Origin of the sequence: Mesorhizobium sp. RIZ17, from assembly GCF_051127865.1 — a bacterium.
Taxonomy (GTDB): Bacteria; Pseudomonadota; Alphaproteobacteria; order Rhizobiales; family Rhizobiaceae; genus Mesorhizobium; species Mesorhizobium humile.
This window is the reverse complement of the sequence record NZ_CP147861.1, coordinates 6,794,012-6,817,917: the sequence shown is the minus strand read 5'-3', so window position 1 is coordinate 6,817,917 and position 23,906 is coordinate 6,794,012. Positions and strand designations below refer to the sequence as shown.

Annotated in this window: 24 protein-coding genes; 11 read left to right on the top strand and 13 right to left on the bottom strand. The window is 65.4% G+C overall.

Features of this window, described 5'->3' with window-relative positions:
* Window positions 1-2: 2 nt before the first annotated feature.
* Complete coding sequence (locus WDX12_RS33165) at window positions 3-1,034, bottom strand: hydroxyacid dehydrogenase (RefSeq protein ID WP_434723464.1); 1,032 nt, start codon at window positions 1,032-1,034, stop codon at window positions 3-5.
* 145 nt (window positions 1,035-1,179) lie between these two features.
* Here WDX12_RS33165 and WDX12_RS33160 point away from each other — a divergent pair, with 145 nt between their 5' ends.
* The 5 genes from WDX12_RS33160 to WDX12_RS33140 all read left to right on the top strand — a co-directional run bounded on the left by WDX12_RS33160 (window position 1,180) and on the right by WDX12_RS33140 (window position 6,064).
* Window positions 1,180-2,256 carry a LacI family DNA-binding transcriptional regulator gene (locus WDX12_RS33160; protein ID WP_434723463.1) on the top strand — a complete coding sequence of 359 codons (1,077 nt, stop codon included), beginning with the start codon at window positions 1,180-1,182 and terminating at the stop codon, window positions 2,254-2,256.
* 61 nt (window positions 2,257-2,317) lie between these two features.
* Entirely contained in the window at window positions 2,318-3,307 is a 990-nt protein-coding gene (locus WDX12_RS33155) for a sugar ABC transporter substrate-binding protein (protein WP_434723462.1), read from the top strand.
* Window positions 3,308-3,448: 141 nt separating this feature from the next.
* Window positions 3,449-4,435, top strand: a complete 987-nt coding sequence (locus tag WDX12_RS33150) for an ABC transporter permease (RefSeq protein ID WP_320297102.1) — start codon at window positions 3,449-3,451, stop codon at window positions 4,433-4,435.
* Complete coding sequence (locus tag WDX12_RS33145) at window positions 4,432-5,208, top strand: ATP-binding cassette domain-containing protein (protein WP_434723461.1); 777 nt, start codon at window positions 4,432-4,434, stop codon at window positions 5,206-5,208. The genes WDX12_RS33150 and WDX12_RS33145 overlap by 4 nt, the downstream gene beginning before the upstream one ends.
* Before the next feature lies 1 nt (window position 5,209).
* On the top strand, window positions 5,210-6,064 hold the full coding sequence (locus WDX12_RS33140; protein WP_320297100.1) for a sugar phosphate isomerase/epimerase family protein: 855 nt from the start codon (window positions 5,210-5,212) through the stop codon (window positions 6,062-6,064).
* A gap of 57 nt (window positions 6,065-6,121) precedes the next feature.
* On the opposite strand, the gene WDX12_RS33135 is transcribed toward WDX12_RS33140, so the two are convergent.
* The 9 genes from WDX12_RS33135 to pcaQ form a co-directional block, all read right to left on the bottom strand.
* Window positions 6,122-7,783 carry an alkaline phosphatase family protein gene (locus tag WDX12_RS33135; protein ID WP_434723460.1) on the bottom strand — a complete coding sequence of 554 codons (1,662 nt, stop codon included), beginning with the start codon at window positions 7,781-7,783 and terminating at the stop codon, window positions 6,122-6,124.
* Between the two features lie 96 nt (window positions 7,784-7,879).
* A complete protein-coding gene (locus WDX12_RS33130) occupies window positions 7,880-9,325 on the bottom strand; it encodes an aldehyde dehydrogenase (RefSeq protein WP_434723459.1) in 1,446 nt (481 codons plus the stop codon).
* Between the two features lie 39 nt (window positions 9,326-9,364).
* Complete coding sequence (locus WDX12_RS33125) at window positions 9,365-10,150, bottom strand: coniferyl-alcohol dehydrogenase (protein ID WP_434725745.1); 786 nt, start codon at window positions 10,148-10,150, stop codon at window positions 9,365-9,367.
* Between the two features lie 2 nt (window positions 10,151-10,152).
* Window positions 10,153-11,214: a branched-chain amino acid ABC transporter permease gene (locus WDX12_RS33120; protein ID WP_434723458.1), complete on the bottom strand. Its 1,062-nt coding sequence runs from the start codon at window positions 11,212-11,214 to the stop codon at window positions 10,153-10,155.
* The gene (locus WDX12_RS33115; protein ID WP_434723457.1) at window positions 11,211-12,107 is read right to left on the bottom strand and encodes a branched-chain amino acid ABC transporter permease; all 897 of its coding nucleotides are present in this window, start codon (window positions 12,105-12,107) and stop codon (window positions 11,211-11,213) included. Before WDX12_RS33115 ends, WDX12_RS33120 begins: the two co-directional genes overlap by 4 nt.
* Window positions 12,104-12,832: an ABC transporter ATP-binding protein gene (locus WDX12_RS33110; RefSeq protein WP_434723456.1), complete on the bottom strand. Its 729-nt coding sequence runs from the start codon at window positions 12,830-12,832 to the stop codon at window positions 12,104-12,106. Before WDX12_RS33110 ends, WDX12_RS33115 begins: the two co-directional genes overlap by 4 nt.
* Window positions 12,829-13,560, bottom strand: a complete 732-nt coding sequence (locus tag WDX12_RS33105; RefSeq protein ID WP_434725744.1) for an ABC transporter ATP-binding protein — start codon at window positions 13,558-13,560, stop codon at window positions 12,829-12,831. Before WDX12_RS33105 ends, WDX12_RS33110 begins: the two co-directional genes overlap by 4 nt.
* Window positions 13,561-13,588: 28 nt before the next feature.
* The gene (locus WDX12_RS33100) at window positions 13,589-14,905 is read right to left on the bottom strand and encodes an ABC transporter substrate-binding protein (protein WP_434723455.1); all 1,317 of its coding nucleotides are present in this window, start codon (window positions 14,903-14,905) and stop codon (window positions 13,589-13,591) included.
* A 179-nt stretch (window positions 14,906-15,084) separates the two neighbouring features.
* Window positions 15,085-16,002: a pca operon transcription factor PcaQ gene (pcaQ, locus tag WDX12_RS33095; protein WP_434723454.1), complete on the bottom strand. Its 918-nt coding sequence runs from the start codon at window positions 16,000-16,002 to the stop codon at window positions 15,085-15,087.
* A gap of 92 nt (window positions 16,003-16,094) precedes the next feature.
* Here pcaQ and pcaD point away from each other — a divergent pair, with 92 nt between their 5' ends.
* The 6 genes from pcaD to pobA are packed head-to-tail and all read left to right on the top strand — an operon-like array spanning window position 16,095 to window position 20,953.
* On the top strand, window positions 16,095-16,907 hold the full coding sequence (gene pcaD, locus WDX12_RS33090; protein ID WP_434723453.1) for a 3-oxoadipate enol-lactonase: 813 nt from the start codon (window positions 16,095-16,097) through the stop codon (window positions 16,905-16,907).
* Entirely contained in the window at window positions 16,900-17,298 is a 399-nt protein-coding gene (gene pcaC / locus WDX12_RS33085; protein ID WP_224522923.1) for a 4-carboxymuconolactone decarboxylase, read from the top strand. Before pcaD ends, pcaC begins: the two co-directional genes overlap by 8 nt.
* Entirely contained in the window at window positions 17,291-18,043 is a 753-nt protein-coding gene (pcaH, locus tag WDX12_RS33080) for a protocatechuate 3,4-dioxygenase subunit beta (RefSeq protein WP_434723452.1), read from the top strand. Before pcaC ends, pcaH begins: the two co-directional genes overlap by 8 nt.
* Window positions 18,043-18,657, top strand: coding sequence for a protocatechuate 3,4-dioxygenase subunit alpha (pcaG, locus tag WDX12_RS33075; RefSeq protein WP_320297090.1), 615 nt, complete (start codon window positions 18,043-18,045; stop codon window positions 18,655-18,657). The genes pcaH and pcaG overlap by 1 nt, the downstream gene beginning before the upstream one ends.
* 11 nt (window positions 18,658-18,668) lie before the next feature.
* A complete protein-coding gene (locus tag WDX12_RS33070; RefSeq protein WP_434723451.1) occupies window positions 18,669-19,721 on the top strand; it encodes a 3-carboxy-cis,cis-muconate cycloisomerase in 1,053 nt (350 codons plus the stop codon).
* 59 nt (window positions 19,722-19,780) lie between these two features.
* Complete coding sequence (pobA, locus tag WDX12_RS33065) at window positions 19,781-20,953, top strand: 4-hydroxybenzoate 3-monooxygenase (protein WP_434723450.1); 1,173 nt, start codon at window positions 19,781-19,783, stop codon at window positions 20,951-20,953.
* Window positions 20,954-20,966: 13 nt separating this feature from the next.
* Here pobA and pcaF read toward each other — a convergent pair whose 3' ends face one another.
* Genes pcaF through WDX12_RS33050 form a run of 3 tightly spaced genes read right to left on the bottom strand, consistent with a single transcriptional unit; the run spans window position 20,967 to window position 23,830 of the window.
* Window positions 20,967-22,172: a 3-oxoadipyl-CoA thiolase gene (pcaF, locus tag WDX12_RS33060; protein WP_434723449.1), complete on the bottom strand. Its 1,206-nt coding sequence runs from the start codon at window positions 22,170-22,172 to the stop codon at window positions 20,967-20,969.
* Complete coding sequence (locus WDX12_RS33055; protein ID WP_434723448.1) at window positions 22,173-22,976, bottom strand: CoA-transferase subunit beta; 804 nt, start codon at window positions 22,974-22,976, stop codon at window positions 22,173-22,175.
* The gene (locus WDX12_RS33050; RefSeq protein ID WP_434723447.1) at window positions 22,973-23,830 is read right to left on the bottom strand and encodes a CoA transferase subunit A; all 858 of its coding nucleotides are present in this window, start codon (window positions 23,828-23,830) and stop codon (window positions 22,973-22,975) included. The genes WDX12_RS33055 and WDX12_RS33050 overlap by 4 nt, the downstream gene beginning before the upstream one ends.
* Between the last annotated feature and the right edge of the window lie 76 nt (window positions 23,831-23,906).

Below are 23,906 nucleotides of genomic sequence, written 5' to 3'. Positions count from 1 at the left end.
GCTCAATTCCGGTCGACCGGCTTGGAGCGCATGCGCGACACCGTCTCGCGCTCGGCGCGCTTGGAGCGCAGTGGCGGCAGGCCGCGGTCGACGAGGTCCATGTCCTCCAGCACCATGTCGCCCATGCGCTTGAAGGCGATGTCGAGGGCGCCGGCGCGGTGCGCCGAACGCAGGAAGCCGGGGAGGGCACGGACAGGATGGTCCCTGGCCAGCGGCTCTTCGGGAAAGACGTCGCTTGCGGCGACGATATGGCCGCTCTTCACAGCCGCCATCAATGCGGCGAAATCGACGACGCCGGCGCGGCTGAGCAGGATGAAGGCGGCGCCCTTGCGCATCTTGGCGAATGAGTCCGCGCCGAGGAAACCCTGGTTCTCGCTGGTGACGGAAGCGACGACGAAGACGAAGTCGCTTTGCGACAACACCTCATCCAGCGAGGCCGGCTCGACGCCGTTGTCGATCAGGATCGATGGCGGCAGCCACGGATCGTAGACCCTGATGCGGGTGCGAAAGCCGGTCAGCAGGCGGTTGAGCGCGCGGCCGAGATCGCCGAAGCCGATGATGCCGACATCGGCGCCGGAGAGGAGCCGCGCGGTCTGGTTGCCGTCGCCGCCCCACAGCTCCTTGCCTTGCCGGAAGGCGAGGTCGGCATCGACGATGTTGCGCGCCAGGTTCAGCGCCATGGCGAGGCCAAGCTCGGCGACCGGCTCGGCAAAGACCAGCCCGGTGGTGACGACATGGATGCCGCGCGCGAACAGCGTCTCATAGGGCATGTTGTTGAGGAGATTGGTCTCGACGTTGAAGATGCAGCGCAGCGCCTTCAGCTTCTCCAGCGTCTCGGCTGAAATCGGCGGCTGGCCGATGATGTAACGCGCCTCGGCCAGTGTCTCGGCGGGCAGGGCGGAAACGCCGTCCGGCGTGGTCTCCACGATGCGATAGTTCTTGCGCAGGCGCGCCAGCTGCGGCGGCGTGAAGATCAGGTCGAGCGTGCGCGGTTCGGGCGCGCTGATGACCAGCGGCAAGGCTTTGTCGGACATGGTTTCCTCCCGGGACGCGATTGGATCGCGTCAATCTGACAGCTCAAGTCTTACTCTCGATGAAACGATTTACAACTGCGAAAAATCGATTTACCGTTTGGATTAGTGGGGCAGTACGCGGCTGCCTGCCCTCGGGAGGAGGTCAATGGCGCATCAGGGAGCCCAGCAGCGGCGTCCGTCGATCCACGACGTGGCAAGCCATGCCGGCGTGTCCGCGGCCACCGTCTCCAAGGTGCTGGCCGGCGTCACGACCGTGAGGCCGGAAAACGCGCAGCGTGTCTTCGATGCGGTCGAGCGTCTGGGCTATCGCGTCGATCCGCTTGCGTCGGACATGCGCAGGGCCAAGCGCCGCATCATCGGCGCCATCATGCCGGAATTCGAAAGCGAGTTCTTCGGCCAGATGGTCACCGAGCTGGAAGGCCTTGCCGAGCAGCGCGGCTACACGCTGGTAGCGGCGTCGAGCCGTGAATCCGAGGCGCGCGAGAAGGAAATCCTCGCCCGTATGCATGACTGGCGCGTTGCCGGCGTCGTGCTGGCGCCGGTGCGCAACGAGCACGGCCCAGCAGCAGCCTTCATGAAAGCCAACGGCATGACCGGCGTGCTGATCGACCGCGTGCTCTCCGACGACGCCTTCGATACGGTCTCCGCCGACAGCGCGGCCGCCAGCGCCGAGGTGGCGCGGATGCTGGTCGGCAAGGGCCACAGCCATATCCTGGTCATCGGCCTTGCCGAGCAGGCGGCAACCGTGCGCGCCCGCCTCGAGGGTTTTCGCGCCCAGGCGCTGGCGCTCAACCCGTCGGTGCGCATCGACGTCATCACCGCGGAAGTCAGCGTCGAGCCACTCAGATCCTCGCTTCGCGATTACTTTGCCAGGGGCGAGCGGCCGACCGCCGTTTATTCGCTGCTTTTGAAAGGCACGCTTGTCGCGCTGTCCGAATTCCGCCGGCGCGGCTGGCATTGCCCGAACGATATCTCGCTGGTCGGCTTCGACGACGCGGAATGGATGCAAGTGACATGGCCGGCGATCGCCGCCGTGGTGCAGCCGGTGCACCAGATCGCCAGCGAGGCGATGAACCTTCTGTTTCGCAGGGTCGAGGGTGCGGCGGGGCCACCCACGGCGCGCCTCGAGCCCTGCCAGGTGTTGATGCGGGAATCCGTTGGCTCGCCAGGCAGCGGTCCGCATTCCGGGGGAGGAGACCGACAACACCCCCCATTGTCGTGAACGGTAGCATGCGCCGGCCCTGGCCGAGGCATCCGGCGCCAAGGATCAAACGGAGGATAGAATGACATCGCATTTCCTAAAGATAAATCGATTTACCCTTGCCGTGGGCGTCGCGCTGGCGTTCTCCGCCGCCGGCGCCGCCAAAGCCGAGGACGGCGAATATGGCGTGCTGATGAAGACGCTTGCCAACCCGTTCTGGGGCGCGATGGCGCAGGGCGTCGCGGACGGCGCCAAGGAAGCCGGCGTGAAATATTTCCAGCAGGCGGCCGAGAGCGACCAGGCGGCCGAGCCGCAGCTCAACCTGTGCAACACCATGCTCGAGCGCAAGCCGGTAGCGATGATCACCGCCGCGATCAACTCGACCAACCTTCTGCCTTGCCTGAAGTCGGCGCAGGACGCCGGCATCAAGATCGTCGACCTCGACAACAATCTCGACCAGGCGGTGCTCGACAAGGAAGGCGTCAAGGTCACCTTCCATATCGGTTCCGACAACATCGCCGCCGGCGCGCAGGGCGCCGAATACCTCGCCAACAAGCTCGGCAAGGATGCCAAGGGTCCAGTGCTGGTCATCGAAGGCCTTTCCGGCAACATCACCGGCGAGAAGCGCGCCAAGGGTTTCGCCGACAAGCTGAAGGAACTGGCGCCCGGCCTTGAAATCGTCGCCTCGCTGCCGGGCGACTGGGATCGCGGCAAGGCTGCTTCCATCGCCACCGACACGCTGACCGCGCATCCCGACCTCGTCGCCATCTTCTGCGCCAATGACGGCATGGCGCTCGGCGCGGTCGAGTCGGTCTATGCGGCCGGCAAAGGCCCGCAGGTGACGATCATCGGCGTCGACGGCAATTCGGACGCGGTGAAGTCGATCAAGGAAGGCCGCCTCAATGCCTCCGTGGCGCAGCTTCCTTATCTCGTCGGCAAGCAGGCGGTGGAAAACGTCAAGAAGGCGCTGGCCGGCGAGAAGGTCGAGGACAGCATCGCCGTGCCGACGCTGGTGCTGACCAAGGACGTGATCGACGCCGGCAAGGAGCCGATGCTGCAATATGTGAAGTAGGAAGGGAGAGAGTAGGGGAGTAAGGCAGTAGGGGAGTAGGGCAAGCGGGCGGTCGCGCTCGTCCGAGACGACCCAGCCTCTTACTTTCCCTACTCCCCTACTGCCTTACTCCCCTACTCCCTTACCCGAAGGGTAAAAGACATGGCTTCTGAACAGCCCGGCTTCTGGGCTCGGGTGCAGCGCGCATCCGTCGAAAGGCTCCACATCAGGCTGGAGTCGCTGGTGGTGCTTCTGGCGCTGAGCACGGCGATGGCGCTCTTGTCGCCCTATTTCCTGTCGCTCAGCAACTTCCTCAACATCCTTTTGGCGACCTCGACGATCGGCGTGCTGGCGATCGCCGCCACTTTCGTCATCGGCTCGGGCGGGCTCGATCTGTCGCTCGGCTCGGTGATGGGCTTGGCCGGCGTCGCGGGAGCCTTCATGGCGGTCAATCTCGGCTGGCCGTCGGTGCTGGCGGTGATCGCCTGCATCCTTGCCGGCGCGATCGCCGGCTACGTCAACGGGCAACTGGTCACCCGTGCCTTCGTGCCGGCCTTCATCGTCACGCTCGGCATGTTGGGCCTGGCACGCGGTCTGGCGCTGGTCATCTCGCAGGGAAGGGCGATCTATGGCCTGCCGCCCGAGATCGTCTATATCGGGCAGGGCCGGCCGTTCGGCGTCCCGATGCCGGTGATCATCCTGGTGCTCACCGCGATCGTCGCGCATGCCGTGCTTGCCTACACGCGCTTCGGCCGCCACACGCTGGCGCTGGGCGACAGCGAGGGCGCGGCGCGCGCGGCCGGCATCCGCGTCGAGCATCACCGCCGCATCATCTACACGCTGTCCGGCGCGCTCGCCGGTCTTGCCGGCCTGCTCTTCACCGCACGCGTCAACGCTGGCGATCCGACCGCCGGCATCAATTACGAGCTCACCGCGATCACGGCGGCGATCATCGGCGGCACCAATCTGTTCGGCGGCCGCGCCTCGATCCTCGGCACCATGATCGGCGCTCTGATCATGGGCGTGCTGCAGAACGGGCTGACGCTGCTTGCGGTGCAATCCTACTACCAGCAGATGGCGATCGGCGCGGTGCTGATCCTGGCCGTGTTCATTGACCAGTACCAGGTGCGGAAGGAGTCACGCGTATGACCCTGCTTTCGCTTCGCGGCATCCGCAAGAGTTTCGGCGCGGTCGACGTGCTGCATGGCGTCGACCTCTCGGTCGCGGCCGGCGAGGTGGTCGGGCTGGTCGGCGACAACGGCGCCGGCAAGTCGACGCTGATGAAGACCATCACCGGCATTTACCGCGCCGACACCGGCTCGATCGAGTTCGACAGCAAGGACATCCTGGCGCTGGATCCCGGCCAACGCCGTCGCCTCGGCATCGAGATGATCTATCAGGATCTTTCTTTGGCCAAGCAACAGGACGTCGCCTCGAACATCTTCCTTGGACGCGAGCCGACCAAAAGGCTGTTCGGCCTTTTCCCCGGCTTCGTCGACAAGGGTGAAATGGATCGCCAGGCCGCCAGGATGATCGAGCGTCTAGGCGCGCATCTGCCGTCGATAAACCGGTCGGTCGGTTCGTTCTCCGGCGGCCAGCAGCAGACGGTGGCGATCGCGCGTGCGCTCACCTTCAACCCGAAGCTCGTCATCATGGACGAGCCGACCGCGGCACTCGCCGTGCGCGAGGTGCAGAGCGTGCTCGACCTCATCCGGCGGCTGCGCTCGGAAGGCATCGCCGTCATCCTGATCTCGCACCGGCTGAACGACGTGCTGTCGGTCACCGACCGCATCGTCGTGCTGCGGCACGGCAGGGCGGATGCCGATCTCGTAACCGCCAACACCAACATGAACGAAGTCGTCAGCCGCATCGTCGGCGGCGGCGACATTGCCGCAGCGGCGGCGCATGAGCAACGAGGCTGACATGAACACCTTCGGACTGCATACTTTCGCCATCGCTCCGGTCTGGGACCTCGCGCGCATCGAGCCGCAGATGGACCGGCTGAAGGAGCTCGGCATCGGGCTGATGGAGATCCCGCTGCTCAGGCCCGAGGAGATCGACACCAAGCGCACGCGGGGCTTCGCCAACCATTATGGCGTCCAGCTCATCCCCTCGCTCGGCCTGCCACGCGCGCTCGACGTGGTCGAGCGGCCGGACGAGGCGCTGGATTTCCTGCAGCCGGCCTTCAAGGTCTGCAACGAGGTGGGCGCCGAGGCGCTTGGCGGCGTCACCTACGGCACGATCGGCAAGACCACCGGGCGGGCGCCGACGCGGCGCGAGATCGACGGCATGTGCCGCTTCCTCGAAAGGGCAGCGAAATCGGCGAAGTCACGCAGCCTCAAGCTCGGCATCGAGCCCTGCAACCGCTACGAGACGCATCTGATCAACCGCGGCATCGACGCGGCGCGCATCATCGAGCGGGTGGGCGCCGACAACATCTTCATCCATCTCGACACCTACCACATGCATATCGAGGAGGAGAGCTTTGCTTCCGGCTTCGAGGCGGCGGCACCTTATCTCGGCTATGTGCATGTCTCGGAAGCCAATCGCGGCGTGCCCGGGCGCGGCATGCTCAACTGGGCGGCCTGCATGAAGGCGATCGCCGACATCGGCTATCAGGGCGCGATCACGCTCGAAAGCATGAACCATGTCGATGTCGACATCGCCGGTGGGCTGGCCGTATGGCGCCCCGTGGCGGAAGATCCGCGCGACGTGATCGAGGTCGGCCTGCCGTTCCTGCGCGAGGAAGCGAGGAAGGCCGGGCTGACGCTCGGCTGAAGTAATTCCAGGAAAAGTGCGCAGCGGTTTTCCGGCCGGAATTGCGTGGGACAATCCTTACTTGCCCTGCCGGCGCGCCAGCCATTGGCGCCGCGCCTCCTGCTGCTCGGCAAGCTCGGCCTCGTCCCAGTAGCCGATGAGCACGCCGGAGCCGACGATCGGATCGAAATGCGCGATCTTGTCGTCGATTTCGGTCAGCCAATCGTCGGGAACGGTGATGCGGTTGTTGGGCAGCGCCAGCCAGCGCATCAGCGCTTTCCTCAGCCTTTCGATATCGGCGGCCGACGCCGGGTCGCGGCCGAGGTCGCGCAACTCGCCCGGATCGTTCTCGATATCGAAGAACATCGGCTCCACGCCTTCGCCATGGACGAGTTTGAACAGGCCGTCGGTGATCATGTAGAGCTTGCAGTCCGAGACCGGCATGGCGAGCTTCAGCCGCGCGGCATCGCCGCTGTAGTCATACTCGCTGACGGCATGGTCGCGCAGGCTTTTGCGTTCGCCCGACGTGAGCGGCAGCAGCGATCGCCCTTCGAGGATATGCGGCTTGGCCTTGCCGCCGAAATAGTCGAGGAAGGTCGGCGCAAGGTCGATCATCTCGACCAGTGCATCCGACGTCGTGCCACGTGTTGCGTCGGCTTCGGGGCGCGGATCGTAGACGATCATCGGCACCTTCACTGCCACGTCGTGGAACAGGTATTTTTCGCCGAGCCAGTGGTCGCCGAGATAGTCGCCATGGTCCGAGGTGAAGACGATCAAGGTGTTCTCGAACAGGCCGCGTTTCTCCATGAAGCCGAACAAATGGCCGAGCTGGTCGTCGATCTGCTTGATGAGGCCCATGTAGCAGGGGATGACGGTCTCGCGGACCTCGTCGCGCGAGAAATTCCTGGAATAGCGCTCCTGCTGGAAGGCCTCGAAAACCGGATTGGGCGAGACGCGTTCCGCCTCGCTGCGGATCGGCGGCTGGATGTCGGCCTTGTCGTATAGGTCGTGATAGGGCGCCGGCACGATATAGGGCCAGTGCGGCTTGATGTAGGAAAGATGCGCGCACCAGGGCTCGCCCCTGGCCTCGGCGTCCTCGATGAAGCGCATGGCCCGGCGCGTCATGTAGGGCGTCTCCGAATGTTCCTCCGGGATGCGCGCCGCCTTGTCGGCATGGACGAGCAGCCAGCCGTTGAAATTCTCGCCATTGTCGCCCTCGCCGGAATTCGCCCAATGCTCCCAGGGATTTTCGGCATCGAAGCCGTGCTCTCGCAGATAGGTGTCGTAGGCCGGATCAGGATCGTAGCTGGTCGATGGATGCAGGCCGTCATCGCGCTCGAACGGCTCGAAGCCGCATTCGGCGACGCGCACGCCGATGATGGAGTCCCTGGCGATGCCGAGGCGCTCCATGCCTTCCTCGTCGGCTCTCATGTGGGTCTTGCCGATCAGTGCCGTACGCACCCCGACCTCGCGCAGATGATCGCCCAGCGTCGGTTCGCCAACCCTGAGCGGCACGCCATTATGCGTCGAGCCGTGCGAGCGGACATAGCGGCCGGTATAGGCGCTCATGCGCGAGGGGCCGCATACCGTCGACTGCACATAGGCATTGGTGAAGCGCACGCCGCGGCTGGCGAGCCGGTCGATGTTCGGCGTCTTCAGGCTGGCATGTCCGGCGCAGCCTAGATAATCGAACCGCAGCTGGTCGCACATGATGAAAAGGACGTTGCGTTTCGAAGTCATTGCTATCCGTCTGAGTGGCTTTCGGACGAGCGGTAATGCCAGAACGACGAGCACTTTTCCAACTGCTTGGCGATGGTCCGAAGGGATGGCTCCTCTTCAGAATGGATAGTGCTGTCCCGGATCCTCGATCGTCACCCAGCGCAGATCGGTGAATTCGGCGATCGAGGCCTTGCCGCCGAAGCGGCCGTAGCCCGAGCCCTTGACGCCGCCGAACGGCATCTGCGCCTCGTCGCCGACGGTCGGGCCGTTGATGTGGCAGATGCCGGCCTGGATGCGTGCGGCAATGGCCATGGCGCGACGGATGTCGCGGCTGAAGACGGCGGACGACAGGCCGTATTCGGTGTCGTTGGCAACGCGTACCGCCTCGTCCTCGCCTTTCACGCGAATGACCGGCTTCACCGGCCCGAAGGACTCTTCGGAATAGACGCGCATCGCAGGCGTCACGTGATCGAGGAGCGTGGCTTCCACGACCGTGCCGGCACGCTTGCCGCCGGCCGCAAGCTTTGCGCCCTTGGCGGTCGCGTCGGCGATCAGCTCTTCCATCTTGTCCGCCGCCTGGCTGCTGATCAGCGAGCCCAGCACGACTTGGCCGCGCGGGTCGCCGGCCGGAAGTTTCGAGGCACGCGCGGCGAGCTTGGCGACGAATTCGTCGGCGATCTTTTCGTCGACGATCAGCCGCTCGGTCGACATGCAGATCTGCCCCTGATGCATGAAGGCGCCGAAAGTCGCGGCATTGACCGCCGCGTCGATGTCGGCGTCGTCCAGCACGACGAGCGGGGCCTTGCCGCCGAGCTCGAGCAGCGCCGGCTTTAGGTGGCGACCGGCGAGCTCGGCGATGATGCGGCCGACCTTGGTCGAGCCGGTGAAGTTGATGCGCTTCACGGCCGGATGCGCGATCAGCGCCTCGACGATTGCGGCTGCGTCCTTCGGGTCGTTGGTGACGACATTGACCACGCCCTTGGGCAAGCCGGCCTCGACCAGCACCTGGCCGATCAGGCGATGCGTGCCGGGGCACATTTCGGAAGCTTTCAACACCACCGTGTTGCCACAGGCGAGCGGCATGGCGAGCGCGCGCGTGCCGAGGATGACCGGCGCGTTCCACGGCGCGATGCCGAGGCAGACGCCGGCGGGCTGGCGGATCGCCATGGCGAGCGTGCCGGGCTTATCGGACGGAATGACCTCGCCGGAAATCTGCGTGGTCATCGCAGCCGCCTCGCGCAGCATGTTCGACGCCAGCATGACGTTGAAGCCGGCCCAGGGGCCGGTGGCGCCGGTCTCCTCCATCATCAACTTGGTGAACTCGCCGACTTTTGAAGCCATGACATCGGCCGCCTTCAAGAGCAGCGCTCGGCGTTCGCCAGGCCCGGTCTTCGACCAGGTATCGAAGGCAGCGGCCGCGGCATCGGCGGCCGCGTTGGCGTCGGCGATGCTTGCGGCGGCGGCGCGCGTCGCGAGCTTGCCGGTGAACGGGTCAAGGCGTTCGTAGGAGGCTTTGCCGGTCGCCGCCCGCTCGTCGCCGTCGATCAGAAGTCCGATGTCCATGGTCACTCCCTCGCTCGCGATCGAGCGTTGCAGATTGTCTCAGAAGCCGAGCACTTCGGCGTTTATAGATGCTTCGAGGCCGCCGTCGACAGGCACGTTGGCGCCATTGATCCAGCGCGCGCCGTCGGAGCACAGGAACAGCACCACCGGCGCAATGTCGCCCGATGTGCCGGCGCGACCGACCCGCGCGATATCGCTGTCGACGCGGGCATCGCCAAGCACGGAGCGGAATTGTTTGAGGATCGGCGTCTCGACCGGGCCTGGGCTGACCGCATTGACGCGGATGCCACGGCTCTTGAACAGCTCCTGATGCGCGGCGCGGAAGGTCCACAAAAGCAGCAGTTCCTTCGACACCGGATAGCCTTCCTCGTTCTTCACCGAATGGTCGGCGATCACCTTGGCGACGTCGGGAAAGCCATCGATGCCGACCATCGAGGCGGCGCGGTTCAGATTGGCGCGCCAGCCGAAGCCGGCGATCGAGGCGACGTTGACGATGGCGCCACCTTCGCGAAGCCTTGGCGCCAGCGCCTCGGAAAGCGCGCGCAGGCCGTAGAAGTTGACGGCGAGCGTCGGCGCCGCACCGGTGTTGCCGGAGAGGCCGGCGACGTTGCAGAGAGCGTCGAGGCGCTGCGGCAGCCGCGCGACGAGATCGTCGACACCGGCCTTGGACGAGATGTCGGCCTTGACGAAGATGCCTTGATGTTCAGCCGGCTCGCGCAAATCGACGCCGATCACGTCGGCGCCGAGCTGGCCCGCCAACTCCGCGGTGCGCGCGCCGATGCCCGAAGCGACGCCGGTAATGAGGATCGTTTTGCCGAACAGGATGCTCATGCCTTCTCCCGAGAATTGGTGGTCTGTAGCGGCGAAGCAATCTCGCCGGTCGGATTTGATGCGCCGACGGGAAGCCTGACGCGGTAGCCGACGGACAGCAGTCGCCAGCCGAAGCGTTCTTCCAGCGTGCCCCAGAAACCGCGCGGTAAAAACAGCGAGAAGACCAGCGCCGTGGCGCCGAGCCCGATCAGGTACCAGACGCCGATGCCGCCGAACCAGGTTTCGATGAGGAAGAACAGCAGCGCGCCGAGGATGGCGCCTTCGAAGGTGCCGATACCGCCGACCAGCACCATGAAGATCATGTAGGCAGTCCACTGCACGCTGAAATAGGTTTTTGGCTGGAAGGTGATCGAGGTCGCGAGCCACAGCGCGCCGGCGACACCGATGCCGAAGGCGGCAAGCACGAAGAGCAGCCGCTTGGTGCCGGTGACGCGCACGCCGACGGAGGCCGCCGCATCCTCATTGTCGCGGATGGCGCGGATGGCGGCGCCGGTGCTGCCGCGCAGCAGGCCAAACAGGATGGCAAGCAGCGCGGTCATTGAGGCCAGCGCCAGCCAGTAGATCGTCAGCCTGCGTGTCGAAGCATCGTAGACGTTGAGCGAGATCAGCGACGTGCCGGTCTCGCCCTGGATCAGCCGATCCAGATTGACAAGGAGGTGGGTGAGCGCCGCGATCACCCACATGCCGATGGCGAATTCGCCGTTCCTCAGGCGCAGCATGAACAGCGAAATCGGCCAGGAAACGGCGCCGACGATGACCGCCGAGACGAACAGCGAGACGAACGGGTTGAGCCCGGCATTGGCGAGCCGGATGGCGAAATAGGCGCCGAGGCCGAAGAACACCTGCTGGCCGACCGAGACCAGTCCGCCGAAGCCTGCAAGTGCGTTCCACATCGCGGCGAGGATCACATAGATGAACAGCGCCGTCATGCGGTCGACGGCGCCGGCGGACAGGAACTGCGGCGCGATGGCTAAAAGCAGGATGATGGCAACGACGCCGACGCCGGCGATGCGCGAGGCGGCGGTGCCGCGCTCGATGACGGGGGAGGTGGCGCTCATGACGCCTTCCCCGTCGAGATGCGCAGCAAGCCGCGAAGGCCGAGGCCGGATGTGTAGAGGCGGATGAACAACACGATCAGGAAGGCGACATGGCCGCCGATGAGAAAACCCTGCGGATGTATCTTGGCGCCGAGCGTCTGGGCGAGCGCCAGCACGATGCCGCCGATCAGCGTGCCCCAGAGCGAGCCGGCGCCGCCGATGACGGCCGCCTCGAAGGCGAACAGAAGCTGCGTTGCGCCGGCGTAGGGATCGAAGGTGGCGCGCATGCCGAGGAAGGCGCCGGCCAGGCCGACCGTGACCATGGCGATGGCGGCGGCTATTGCCATGGCGCGGCGCGCATCGACACCGACAAGGCCGGCGGTATCAGGGTCTTCCGAGGTCGCGCGGATCGAGCGGCCGAGGCCGGTGCGGGTGAGGAACAGCTGCAATCCGCCGAGCAGGACGACGGCGGCTACGAAGATGATCACCGCGAGCTTGCCGACATAGATGCTGCCCGGCCATTCCCAGGAATCATAGGACAGGCTGCCGATGAAGGGCGCCAGCGAGCGCGTGTCGGCGCCGAACTGCTCGAACAGCACATTGTCGATGACAATCGCGAGGCCGAAAGTGGTGAGGATCGGCAGCAGCGCGCCGCCACGCGCGCTGCGCTCGAGCAGGAAGCGCTGCAATGCCCAGCCGATCGCAGCCATCAGCGGCAACACAATGGCGAGGCCGTAGAAGGGCGGGATGTGGAAGCGCGAGGCGAGCAGCCATAGCGCGAAAGCAGACAGCACGGCGAGGCTGCCATGCGCAAGGTTGATGATGCGCATCACCGAGAACATGAAGGACAGGCCGCAGGCGATCAGCGCGTAATAGCCGCCGAGCAGGATGCCCTGGACGATCTGGTTCATCATGCCGGCACACCTGTGGCGGCTTTCCGGTGCAGGCCGAAATAGGCTTTTGTCACCTCGTCGCGCGAGACGGCCTTGCTGTCGCCGGCAAGCGCGATCCTGCCCTCCAGCATGCAGATGACCTTGTTGGAGACGGAGAGCGCGCGGTTGAGGTCCTGTTCCACGAGGACGATCGTCGTGCCGGAGCTGATCAGACCCTGCAGCGAAGCATAGACCCGATCGACGACCAGCGGCGACAGGCCGAGCGAGACTTCGTCGAGCAGGAGCAGGTCGGGGTTGCTCATCAGCGCGCGGCCGATTGCCGTCGCCTGCTGCTCGCCGCCCGAAAGATGTCCGGCCTTGGCGTGGCGGCGCGGCTTGAGGTTGGGGAAGGTTTCGAGCACGCGCTCGACGCTCCACTCGCCGGGACGACCGGCGCTGCGGCCGAGCAGGAGGTTCTCCTCGACCGTCATCTGCACGAAGAGCCGCCGGCCTTCCGGCACCAGGGCTACGCCCTTGCGGACACGTTCATGCGAAGGCACGCCGGAAAGGTCGGCGCCGTCGAAGACCACGCGGCCCGAGGCTGCCTGGTGCGCGCCCGCGATTGCGCGAAGCAAGGTCGTCTTGCCCGCGCCGTTGGCGCCGACCAGCGCCAGCGTCTCGCCGCGTTCGACGCTGAGGCTGACGCCGCGCACCGCCTGCAGCAGGCCGTGGCGGACAACCAGATCCTCGACGGATAGCAGGCTCATTTCGGGCCTCCGCCGAGATAGGCGCTGATCACATGCGGGTCGGCCATCACCGCCTGCGGCTCGCCGTCGGCGATGATCTTTCCGGCATCCATGCAGATCAGACGCTCGGCCACCTGCAAAAGGATGTGGACGATGTGCTCGATCCAGACGATGCCGATCTTGCGGCGGCGCAATTCTCGGATGGTCTCGACGAGTTCACCTGCCTCGCCGTCGGTCAGGCCGCCGCCGATCTCATCCAGCAGAAGCAGGCTCGGTTTCGCCGCGAGCGCGCGCGCCAGCTCCAGACGTTTGCGGTCGAGCAGGCCGAGCGTCTCGGCGCGCCGGTTGGCGACGCCAAGCATGCCGCACAGCTTCAGCGAGCCGAGCGCTTCCACATAGGCCTCGTCGCGGCCGAGCCCGGCGCCGTGCGAGGCGGCGACGAAGACATTCTCGAAAGCGGTCATGCCGCCGAAGGGCTTCGGCACCTGATGGGTGCGAACCAGACCCAGCCGGCATCGCCGCGTTGCCGGCAGCGCGGTGACGTCATCGCCCTTGAAGGCGATGGTACCGGCGCTCGGCGGATAGGCGCCGGAGAGCACGCTGAGCAGCGTCGTCTTGCCGGCGCCGTTCGGTCCGACGATGCCAACCGCCTCTTCCGCGCCCATGGCGAAGTCGATGTCGTCCAGCACCACCAGCGCGCCGAAGCGCTTGTGGATGCCGGCGGCATTGAGGATCGCACCGTTGGGCATGGCGTTCACGATGCGGTCCCCCGACGGATCAGCCGTTATACGGCTGGAGCTTGGCCTCGACCGGAACCTTCGGGTCGGTGGCGTTTTCGGTCACGACATAGTCGAGCGGAAATTTCGAGCCATCCTTGGCGGCGACCCACTGCGTGCCGATGATCGGGCCGGGCGAGACATTGGCGACCGGGCCGCTGGTGAAGTCGACCTTGCCGATCATCGTCTCGGTCTTCAGCGTGCTCAGCGCCTTGGCAACTGCAGCCTTGTCCTTGGCGTTGGCGCTTGCCTTCAGGGCTTCGAAGCCGGCATCGAGCAGCGACATCGAGGCGCCGAGCTGCTGCGTCCATTGCTTGCCGCTTGCCGCCTCGTAGCCGTCCGCAAGCTCCGTGCCCGAGACCCCGGTCAGCGGCGACTTGTAGGGGAACGCCTTGTGCCAATAGGCGGCGCTCGAAATCTTCATGCCGAGGTCGCCGAGCGCCTCGATATCCGACGGGAACAGGCCGGTCTTGGCGACCTGGGCGATCTTGATCTGCCTTGTCAGGCCTTGCTGCGCGGCCTGACGCCAGAAGGCGGCGAAGTCGGGCGGGATCGGGAAGGAGTTGAAGATCTCGACGCCTTCCTGCTTGAACAGCGCGATCTGCGAGGAATAGTCGGTGGTGCCGGTTTCGTAGGCGCCGGGATCGACGATGGTGAAGCCCTGCTTGGCAAGCAGCGGCGCCAGATGGGCGCGGATGGCGTTGCCGTCGGCGTCGTTGGGATACATGACGCCGACCTTCTTGTTGGTCTCGATCAGGTTCCACTGCGAGATATAGGCCTTGAAGAACTCCTCGACGCCGAAGCCGAAATGATAGGTCCATTTGAAGGGCGAGGGCGCGCCGGGCTTGGCGCCGCGGCCGAAATACCAGGCCTCCCAGGGCATGACGGTGGAGAGGCACGGCACGCCGGCTGCCTCGCAGGCGTCCGCCACCGGATTGATCACCTCCGGCGTGGAGACGGCGAGCATCAGGTCGACGGCCTGGTTGTTGATCAGGTCCTTGGCGAGTTGGCCGGCGCGGGACGGATCTGACTGGGTGTCCTGGTCGATGATCTCGACGCCGTATTTCTTGCCGCCAAGCTCGATGCCATTGGCCAGAGCCTTGCGGGCAAGGTCGAGCACATAGCCGTCGGTTTCGCCGAAGCCGGCAAGCGGGCCGGTGCGCGGGCTGACGAAGCCGACCTTGAGCGTGTCGGCGGCTTGCGCGAAGGCCCTGCCGCGGCCGAATGCAAGTGCTGCGCCGCCGGCCACCGAAGTGGCGATGAACTGGCGCCGTGAAATGCCCGACAGAGCGGGTTTGCTGCCGATACTATGAGACATCTGCTCCTCCCTCAGTTGCCGTTCGACACGACGGCAAACGGGTCTTCCGTTTGCTGCGGACGGCACGGCTTTCGATCCTCCGAAGCCACATTGCACTAGCGGTTTGGTTCGGTAAAATGATATTTTACGGTGTTTCATTAACCCCTGGGTTAGTGGAACTCGAACCGATACGCCGATCGTCAAGCGTGGTGCCGTGCTGCCTCGCGGATCGTCTGCAAGAGGATGGTGAAGGCGGGCGAGGGTGCGGTGTCGGTGCGCATGGTCAAGCCCACCGGTCCCTTGGTCTCCGCCGTATCCACCGGCAAGGCGACGAAGGCGCCGCTGGCGATCTCATTGGCGACGACGCCGGCCGAGATGATCCACACCGCATTGCTCTGGCGCATGAAGGAGCGGCCGAAGGAATCGGAAACGGTTTCGATTTCCGTGGCCGGCGCTGTCATGCCATTGGTGATGAAGAGCCGGTCGACAAAAGGTCGGATGACGGATTCCCGCGTCGGCATCAGGACGGGAAACTCGTCGAGCCGCGCGAAGATGTCTGCGTCCGGCTCGGCCAGGGGATGTCCGGCGCGCACCACGAACAGCACCTGCTCCGAATAGAGATGCTCGAAGAAGAAGCCGGTCATGTGCTCCGGCGCCGCGAGGCGGCCGACGACGAGATCGAGCGCGCCGACGCGCAGCTGTTCGAGCAGCACCGCATTCTCTCCGGTGACGATCTTGAGCGCGGCCCCGGTATTTTCCTCGAGGAACAGGCTCATGGCGAGCGGCATGACGCGCGCTGAAACGGTCGGCAGCGCGCCGATGCGGATCGGGTCGCGATTGAGGGCGCCGTCCTGGCGCACGGAATCGACGCCGCGCTTCAGCGCCGATATCGCAGAACCGGCGTGCCCGAGGAAGATCTCGCCGAGACGCGTGACGCGGATACCGCGCCCGTCGCGCTCGACCACCGCGACGCCGAGCGCTTCTTCCAGTTCGCGCAAGGTCTTGGTTACGGCCGGCGCGCTGACATTCAGGAAGTCGGCCGCGCGCGCCACGCTGCCTTGCCGCGCGACTTCGAGAAACGCCTGCAGGTGGCGGAAGCGGATCCGGCTTTCGGCCATGGTTCGATAACCTCAGAGTTAATGAAACGCCGCAAAATATCATTTTACCGAACCAAACCGCTCGTGCAATGTGGGTTTGGAGGATAGAAATCGTGCCATTCGTCAGCATAGGCGGCGTCGCGCTGCATTACCGCCATATCGAGGCAGCCGGCACGTCGCGTCCGATCATCTTCATCAATTCGCTGGGCACCGACTTCCGCATCTGGGACGACGTCGTCGCGGAACTGACCGGCGAAATGCCGATGCTCGTCTACGACAAGCGCGGCCATGGGCTGTCGGATATCGGCGGCGGCGTACGCTCTATCGACGACCATGTTGACGATCTGGTCGCCCTCATCGACCATTTCGGCTTCGACAAGGTCGTGCTCCTCGGCCTGTCCGTCGGCGGCATGATTGCGCAGCGGCTCTATACCCGCCACCCCAAATGCGTAGAGGCGCTGATCCTCAGCGACACGGCACATAAGATCGGCACCGCCGAAAGCTGGAACACGCGCATCGCGACCGTCGAGCGCGACGGCATCGAGGCGATCGCCGAAGGCATCATGAAAGTGTGGTTCACGCCGGAGTTCCATGCCAGGCGTTCGGCGGATCTGGCCGGCTGCTGCAACATGCTCACCAGGCAGGCTCTGCCTGGTTACATCGGTACCTGCATGGCAGTCCGCGATGCCGATTTCACCGACAGCGCGCGACGCATTGCGGTGCCGACGCTTTGCATGGTCGGCGACCAGGACGGTTCGACGCCGCCGGATCTTGTCCGCTCGCTGGCCGGACTGATCCCCGGCGCGCGTTTCGAAGTGATCCGCAATGCCGCGCATATCCCGTGCATCGAGCAGCCCGAAGCGCTCGTCACGTTGATCCGCGATTTCGTCGCCTCGTTGCCTGGGGGAAAGTCTGCTCATGGATGATGTCACGAAGAACCGCTACCGGACCGGTCTCGAGGTCCGCCGCGCCGTGCTCGGCGATCCGCATGTCGACCGCGCCGAGGACGCCGCGACCGATTTCGACCGGCCGTTCCAGCAGTTGATCACCGAAGCCGCCTGGGGAACGGTGTGGGCGCGGCCCGGCTGGTCGAAGCGCGAGCGCTCGATTGTGACGCTGGCGCTGCTTGCGGCGCTCGGCCATGACGAGGAAGTGGCCATGCATGTGCGCGCCACCGCCAATACGGGCGCCTCGCGCGACGACATCTGCGAGGCCTTCCTGCATGTCGCGATCTATGCCGGCGTGCCGGCCGCCAACCGCGCCTTCAAGATCGCCAAGCAGGTGTTCGCGCAGATGGACGGAGCCGCCCATGGCTGAGCCCGGCTCCAACCGCGCGCCGGAAACCGGCGCCTTCTTCCAGCGCGACCGCCAGTGGCATCCGCCGGCGTTCACGCCGAACTACAAGAGCTCGGTGCTGCGCTCGCCGCAGAAAGCGCTTTTGTCGTTCGACAACACGCTGTCGGAATTGACCGGCCCGGTGTTCGGGCACGCGACGCTGGGCGAGCTCGACAACGACCTGATCCATAATTTCGCCAAGCGCGGCGAGAGCGCCATCGGCGAGCGCATCATCGTCCATGGACGCGTGCTCGACGAGCGCGGCAAGGGTGTGCCCGGCGTGCTGCTCGAATTCTGGCAGGCCAATGCCGGCGGCCGCTACCGTCACAAGAAGGACGGCTATCTGGCACCCCTCGATCCGAATTTCGGTGGCTGCGGCCGCGCGATCACCGGCGAGGATGGCGGCTACGCCTTTCGCACCGTCAGGCCCGGGCCGTATCCCTGGCCGAACGGGCCGAACGACTGGCGGCCGGCGCATATCCATTTTTCGGTGTTCGGCCACGGCTTCGCGCAGCGACTGATCACGCAGATGTATTTCGAGGGCGATCCGCTGATCTGGCGTTGTCCGATCGTCGGCGGCATTTCCAACAAGGCCGCGATTGAAGCGCTGATCGCCGCGCTCGACATGAACTCTACCATCCCGATGGACGCGCTCGCCTACAAGTTCGACATCGTGCTGCGCGGGCGCCGCTCGACGCTGTTCGAGAACCGGCCGGAGGGCAATTGATGGCGCAGTCGCTCGACCGGCTGAAGGAGAGCCCTTCGCAGACCGCCGGACCCTATGTGCATATCGGGCTGACGCCCAATTTCTGCGGCATCGGCGGCGTCTATGCGAGCGATCTCGGTTCGACCATGGTCAATGGCGAGACCAGGGGCGAGCGCATCGAACTCCGCATCCGCGTGCTCGACGGCACCGGCACGCCGCTGAAGGATGCGCTGGTCGAGATCTGGCAGGCGGATGCCGAAGGCCTCTACAATTCGCCGACGGAATTGCGCGGCGCCGCCGATCCGAACTTCCAGGGATGGGGCCGGCAGCCGACCGACATGGAAACGGGCGTCTGCCTGTTCAAAACGATCAAGCCGGGCCGGGTGCCGTTCCGCGACGGGCGGCTGATGGCGCCGCATATCACGCTGTGGATCGTGGCGCGCGGCATCAATATCGGCCTGAACACCAGGCTCTACTTCTCCGACGAGGAGAAGGCCAATGCCGAGGACCCGATCCTTGCGCGCATCGAGCATCGCCTGCGCGTGGCGACGCTGATCGCCGAACGCCAGGGCGACACTTACGTCTTCGACATTCATCTGCAGGGCGAAAAGGAGACGGTCTTCTTCGACAGCTGACCGTGGCGGCCATGACCGTTTCGCCCTTCGATCACCCGCTGCTTTCCGGCCTGCTCGGCGACGAGGAGGCGGCCAAGCATTTTTCCGTCGAAGCCGACATAGGCGCCATGCTCGATTTCGAGCGGGCGGTGACCGAGGCGGAAGCCGAGCACGGCGCGATCCCCAGCAATGCGGCGGCGGCGATCGTCAAGGCGCTGGCGGCGTTCCGGCCGGACACGGCGAAGCTGCGCGCCGGCGTCACCATGGATGGCGTCGTGGTGCCGGAACTGGTGCGCCAGGTTAAAGCCGCTGTCGGCGCGCCGCACGATGCATATGTGCATTTCGGCGCCACCAGCCAGGATGTGATCGATACGTCGTTGGTGCTGCGCCTGCGGCAGGTCGTCGACCATATCGGCCTGTTGCTTGGCGAGAACGTCGTTCGCCTCGCCGGTCTTGAGCTGGAGTTTGGAAACCGTGAACTCATGGCGATGACGCGCATGCAGCCGGCAATTCCAATAACAGTACGCGATCGGATCGTTTCGTGGCGGGCGCCACTCGAACGTCACCAGGAACGCTTGAAAGAGCTCTCCGGCCGGCTGCTGGTGCTGCAGTTCGGCGGTGCAGCGGGAACGCTGGAAAAGCTCGGCGACAAGGCCGCCACCGTGCGCGCCGCGCTTGCCGCGAAACTCGGTCTTGGCGACGCGCCGCAATGGCATAGCCAGCGCGACGCGCTCGCCGAGCTCGCCGGCTGGCTGTCGCTGGTGACCGGCAGCCTCGGCAAGTTCGGGCAAGACGTTGCGCTGATGGCGCAGGCGGGCTCCGACATCAGACTGTCCGGTGGCGGCGGCTCGTCGGCGATGCCGCACAAGCAGAATCCGGTGAAGGCGGAAGCCCTGGTGGCGCTGGCGCGCTTCAATGCCGTCCAGCTCTCCGGCATGCACAACGCGCTGGTGCATGAGCAGGAGCGTTCGGGCGCGGCCTGGACGCTGGAATGGCTCCTCCTGCCACAAATGGTCGTGGCGACCGCGGCCGCGCTCAGGCTTGCCGCCGAGTTGGCCGCGCAGATCGAGAGCCTCGGGCGCTAACGCATGTCGCCCAAAAGTGCGCAGCGGTTTTGGGAGAACGACATGTGTAAAGGGATCTGATGCGCACGAAGGTCGCTATCATTGGGTCCGGACCGTCCGGTCTGCTGCTCGGCCAGTTGCTCGCCACCATTGGCGTCGAGACGATCATCCTCGAACGGTCGAGCCGGGAACATGTGCTCGGCCGGGTACGGGCGGGCGTGCTGGAGCAGGGCACGGTCGACCTTCTCGGCGAAGCGGGCGCGGCGGACAGGCTGCATGCCCAGGGCCTGCCACATGAAGGCATCTCGCTCGCCTTCGACGGCCGCGCGCATCGCATCGACATGACGGCGCTCACCGGCGGCAAGCATGTCACCGTCTACGGCCAGACCGAGGTGACGCTGGATCTGATGCAGAAGCGCGAAGCAGCGGGTCTCCCGACCGTCTTCGAAACGTCGAATGTCGCGCTGCATGATTTCGGCGGCGCGTCGCCCTTCGTGACCTACGACAAGGACGGGCTCACGCATCGCATCGATTGCGACTTCATCGCCGGTTGCGACGGCTACCACGGCGTCAGCCGCCGCTCGGTGCCGGAAAGCGCGTTGAAGACGTTCGAGCGGCACTATCCGTTTGGATGGCTGGGCGTGCTTGCCGAAGTGCCGCCGGCCGACCATGAGCTGGTCTATGCCAATCACGAGCGCGGCTTCGCGCTCTGCTCGATGCGCTCGCCGCAGCGCAGCCGCTACTATGTGCAGGTTCCGGCCGACGAACGCGTCGAGGCCTGGTCGGACAACCGCTTCTGGGACGAGTTGCGCGGGCGCCTGCCGCCGCAGATAGCGGCCGCCGTCACCACCGGGCCATCCTTCGAGAAGTCGATCGCGCCGCTGCGCTCCTTCGTTGCCGAGCCGATGCGCTTCGGCCGGCTGTTCCTGGTCGGCGACGCCGCCCATATCGTGCCGCCGACTGGCGCGAAGGGCCTCAACCTCGCTGCCAGCGACGTGCGCTATCTGTTTGCCGGACTTCGTGAATTCTATAACGGGAAATCAGAGGCTGGGCTCGACGCTTATTCGTCCAAGGCGCTGGCGCGCGTGTGGAAAGCGGTGCGCTTTTCCTGGTGGATGACGACGATGCTGCACCGTTTTCCGGAGACGGGCGAGTTCGGCCAACGCATCCAGGAAGCCGAGCTCGATTATCTCGTGCATTCGAAAGCGGCGTCGACCGCTCTCGCCGAAAACTACGTCGGCTTGCCCTATTGATATGCTTGAGCGGTCAAACCCGCTCTAGCACGATGGCGATGCCCTGGCCAACGCCGATGCACATGGTGGCCAAAGCCAGCTTGCCGCCGCGCTCGCGCAGCTCGAGCGCCGCCGTGCCGGTGATGCGCGCGCCGGACATGCCGAGCGGATGACCGAGCGCGATCGCGCCGCCATTGGGGTTCACATGCTCCGCCTTCTCGGAAATTCCGAGTTGGCGGAGCACGGCAATGCCCTGGGAGGCGAAGGCTTCGTTCAATTCGATGACGTCGAATTGTTCGGGCGTCAGGCCGAGGCGGGCGCAAAGCTTCATGGTAGCCGGCGCCGGGCCGATGCCCATGATGCGCGGCGCCACGCCGGCGACGGCGCCGCCGAGGATACGGGCGATCGGCGTCAGCCCATGCTTCTTCGTCGCTGCTTCGGATGCGATGATGAGGGCGGCCGCGCCGTCATTGACGCCCGAAGCATTGCCGGCGGTCACCGTGCCGCCCTGGCGGAACGGCGTTGGCAGTTTGGCCAGCGCCTCTATGGTGGTGCCGGCGCGGGGATGCTCGTCCTTCGAGACGACGATCGCGTCGCCTTTCCTCTGCGGGATGCTCACCGGCGTGATCTCCTTCGCCAGCCGGCCACTTTCTTGCGCGGCCACCGCCTTGTCCTGGCTGCGCACGGCGAAGGCGTCCTGGTCGGCTCGGGAGACGGAAAAATCCTCGGCGACGTTCTCGCCGGTCTCCGGCATGGAATCGACGCCATACTGCTTCTTCATCAGCGGGTTGACGAAACGCCAGCCGATGGTGGTGTCGTAGATCTCGGCATTGCGTGAGAAGGCGGTGTCGGCCTTCGGCATGACGAAGGGTGCGCGGCTCATCGATTCCACGCCGCCGGCAATCATCAGCTCGGCCTCGCCTGATTTGATGGCGCGCGCGGCGATGGTGGCGGCATCCATACCGGAACCGCACAGGCGGTTGACGGTCGAACCGGGAATGTCCTGCGGGAGGCCGGCAAGCAGCAGCGCCATGCGCGCGACGTTGCGGTTGTCCTCGCCGGCCTGGTTGGCGCAGCCATAGACGACGTCATCGATGGCCGCCCAGTCGACGCCGGAATTGCGCTCGATCAGCGCCTTCAACGGAATCGCCCCGAGATCGTCGGCCCGCACGGAGGACAGCGCGCCGCCGAAGCGGCCGATGGGCGTGCGGATGTAATCGCAGATGAAGGCCTCAGTCATTTATGCGGCTTTCCCTTTGGCGGTCCCTTGATGCGCCGCCTTGGTGCGGGCCTGCAGGTCGCGCAATGTCTTCAGCTCGAGTTCCGTCGGCGCCGGCGTCTCGTCAAGGGCCTCCGCGAACTTGACCGTCCAGCCACAGGTTTCCTGCACCTGCTCGCGGCTGACGCCGGGATGCAGTGACACCACGGTGAACTCCTTGGTCACCGGGTCGGGCTTCCAGATGGCGAGGTCGGTGATCAGCAAAGTAGGGCCGGCCGTGTCGATGCCGAGGCGCTTGCGGTGATCGCCGCCGTCGCCATGGCCAAAGGAGGTGAAGAAGTCGATCTTCTCGACCATGCCGCGCTTCGACTGCGCCATGGTGATGTAGACCTGCCTCGACGAGGTGGCGATCTCCGGCGCGCCGCCGCCGCCGGGCAGGCGGGTCTTGGGATGCGCATAGTCGCCGATGACGGTGGTGTTGATGTTGCCGAATTTGTCGAGTTGGGCGGCGCCCAGGAAGCCGATCGAGATGCGGCCGCCTTGCAGCCAGTAGCGGAACATCTCCGGCACCGCGACGGTGGTGACCGCCGTCTCGCACAATTCGCCGTCGCCGATCGACAGCGGCAGCACGTCGGGCGCGGTGCCGATGGTGCCGCTCTCGTAGATCAGCGTGATGTCGGGCGCATGCGTCAGCCGCGCGACGTTGCAGGCGGCCGACGGCGCGCCGATGCCGACGAAGCAGACATCGTCGCTTCTCAGCGCGCGGCTGGCGGCAATCGTCATCATCTCGTTCGGGGTGAAGCCGATGTCCTTCGCGTCGCTCATGCGGCTTTCCTCAGATGCTTGACGCGACCGGCAAAGTCGTCGGCGCTGCTCTCGATGACGTTCTTCCGGATCCACGCCTGGAAGCGGTCGCGGTCGGCGGCGATCTCGTCCCACTCCAGATAGGAAGCGTTGTCGCGCTCGTAATAGCCATGCGTGTAAGAGGGGTGCGAGCCGCCAGGCACGACCGAAATCGCCGCGATCGTCCAGTTCGGCAACACGGTGAGGTTGGGGTGGAGGTCGTCGAAATTTTCGACCACTTCCTCGACCGTCACCACGGCGCGCCTTGCGGCAAGAACGGCCTCCTTCTGGATGCCGATGATGCCTTCGACCAGCACATTGCCTTTCCGGTCCGCCTTCTGCGCGTGGATGAAGGTGACGTCGGGCCGGATCGCCGGAACGGCGGCAAGCACTTCGCCGGTGAAGGGGCAGGTCACGGATTTGATGTTCGGATTGACCGCGGCGAGACCGGCGCCGCGATAGCCGCGAAACACCGCGCAGGGCAGGCCGGCGGCGCCCGCCTCGTAGGCATTGGCCATGCCGGCGTGGCTGTGCTCCTCGACCTCGATGGCGCGCGGAAAGCCGTTCTCGATAGCGTCGCGGGCGCGCCTGAGCAGGCCGACGCCCGGATTGCCGACATAGGAGAAGACGACCTTCTTCGCCATGCCCATGCCGATCATCTGGTCGTAGATCAGGTCGGGCGTCATGCGGATCAGCGTCAGCTCACGAAAGCCCTGGCGGATCGCCTCATGCGCGGCGGCGGTCGGGATCAGATGCGTGAAGCCCTCGAAAGCGACGGTATCGCCGTCATGCAGATTCTCCGCGACGGCCTCTTTCAGCGGCAGGAACTTGACCATCTCCGAGCTCCGTGGTGCAAAAAGTTCGTATTGCGAACATATGTTTTATATGGGATACTTTTAACTCCAAGCTTTG

Coding starts and splice junctions, on each gene's coding strand:
- pcaC (WP_224522923.1), top strand. CDS start 16,900: ATGGATGATGTCACGAAGAACCGCTACCGGACCGGTCTCGAGGTCCGC.
- WDX12_RS33110 (WP_434723456.1), bottom strand. CDS start 12,832: ATGAGCCTGCTATCCGTCGAGGATCTGGTTGTCCGCCACGGCCTGCTG.
- WDX12_RS33165 (WP_434723464.1), bottom strand. CDS start 1,034: ATGTCCGACAAAGCCTTGCCGCTGGTCATCAGCGCGCCCGAACCGCGC.
- pcaG (WP_320297090.1), top strand. CDS start 18,043: ATGGCGCAGTCGCTCGACCGGCTGAAGGAGAGCCCTTCGCAGACCGCC.
- WDX12_RS33130 (WP_434723459.1), bottom strand. CDS start 9,325: ATGGACATCGGACTTCTGATCGACGGCGACGAGCGGGCGGCGACCGGC.
- WDX12_RS33055 (WP_434723448.1), bottom strand. CDS start 22,976: ATGAGCGACGCGAAGGACATCGGCTTCACCCCGAACGAGATGATGACG.
- WDX12_RS33100 (WP_434723455.1), bottom strand. CDS start 14,905: ATGTCTCATAGTATCGGCAGCAAACCCGCTCTGTCGGGCATTTCACGG.
- WDX12_RS33115 (WP_434723457.1), bottom strand. CDS start 12,107: ATGATGAACCAGATCGTCCAGGGCATCCTGCTCGGCGGCTATTACGCG.
- WDX12_RS33120 (WP_434723458.1), bottom strand. CDS start 11,214: ATGAGCGCCACCTCCCCCGTCATCGAGCGCGGCACCGCCGCCTCGCGC.
- pcaQ (WP_434723454.1), bottom strand. CDS start 16,002: ATGGCCGAAAGCCGGATCCGCTTCCGCCACCTGCAGGCGTTTCTCGAA.
- WDX12_RS33070 (WP_434723451.1), top strand. CDS start 18,669: ATGACCGTTTCGCCCTTCGATCACCCGCTGCTTTCCGGCCTGCTCGGC.
- WDX12_RS33050 (WP_434723447.1), bottom strand. CDS start 23,830: ATGGTCAAGTTCCTGCCGCTGAAAGAGGCCGTCGCGGAGAATCTGCAT.
- WDX12_RS33145 (WP_434723461.1), top strand. CDS start 4,432: ATGACCCTGCTTTCGCTTCGCGGCATCCGCAAGAGTTTCGGCGCGGTC.
- WDX12_RS33160 (WP_434723463.1), top strand. CDS start 1,180: ATGGCGCATCAGGGAGCCCAGCAGCGGCGTCCGTCGATCCACGACGTG.
- pcaH (WP_434723452.1), top strand. CDS start 17,291: ATGGCTGAGCCCGGCTCCAACCGCGCGCCGGAAACCGGCGCCTTCTTC.
- WDX12_RS33135 (WP_434723460.1), bottom strand. CDS start 7,783: ATGACTTCGAAACGCAACGTCCTTTTCATCATGTGCGACCAGCTGCGG.
- WDX12_RS33150 (WP_320297102.1), top strand. CDS start 3,449: ATGGCTTCTGAACAGCCCGGCTTCTGGGCTCGGGTGCAGCGCGCATCC.
- WDX12_RS33155 (WP_434723462.1), top strand. CDS start 2,318: ATGACATCGCATTTCCTAAAGATAAATCGATTTACCCTTGCCGTGGGC.
- WDX12_RS33105 (WP_434725744.1), bottom strand. CDS start 13,560: ATGCCCAACGGTGCGATCCTCAATGCCGCCGGCATCCACAAGCGCTTC.
- WDX12_RS33140 (WP_320297100.1), top strand. CDS start 5,210: ATGAACACCTTCGGACTGCATACTTTCGCCATCGCTCCGGTCTGGGAC.
- pobA (WP_434723450.1), top strand. CDS start 19,781: ATGCGCACGAAGGTCGCTATCATTGGGTCCGGACCGTCCGGTCTGCTG.
- pcaF (WP_434723449.1), bottom strand. CDS start 22,172: ATGACTGAGGCCTTCATCTGCGATTACATCCGCACGCCCATCGGCCGC.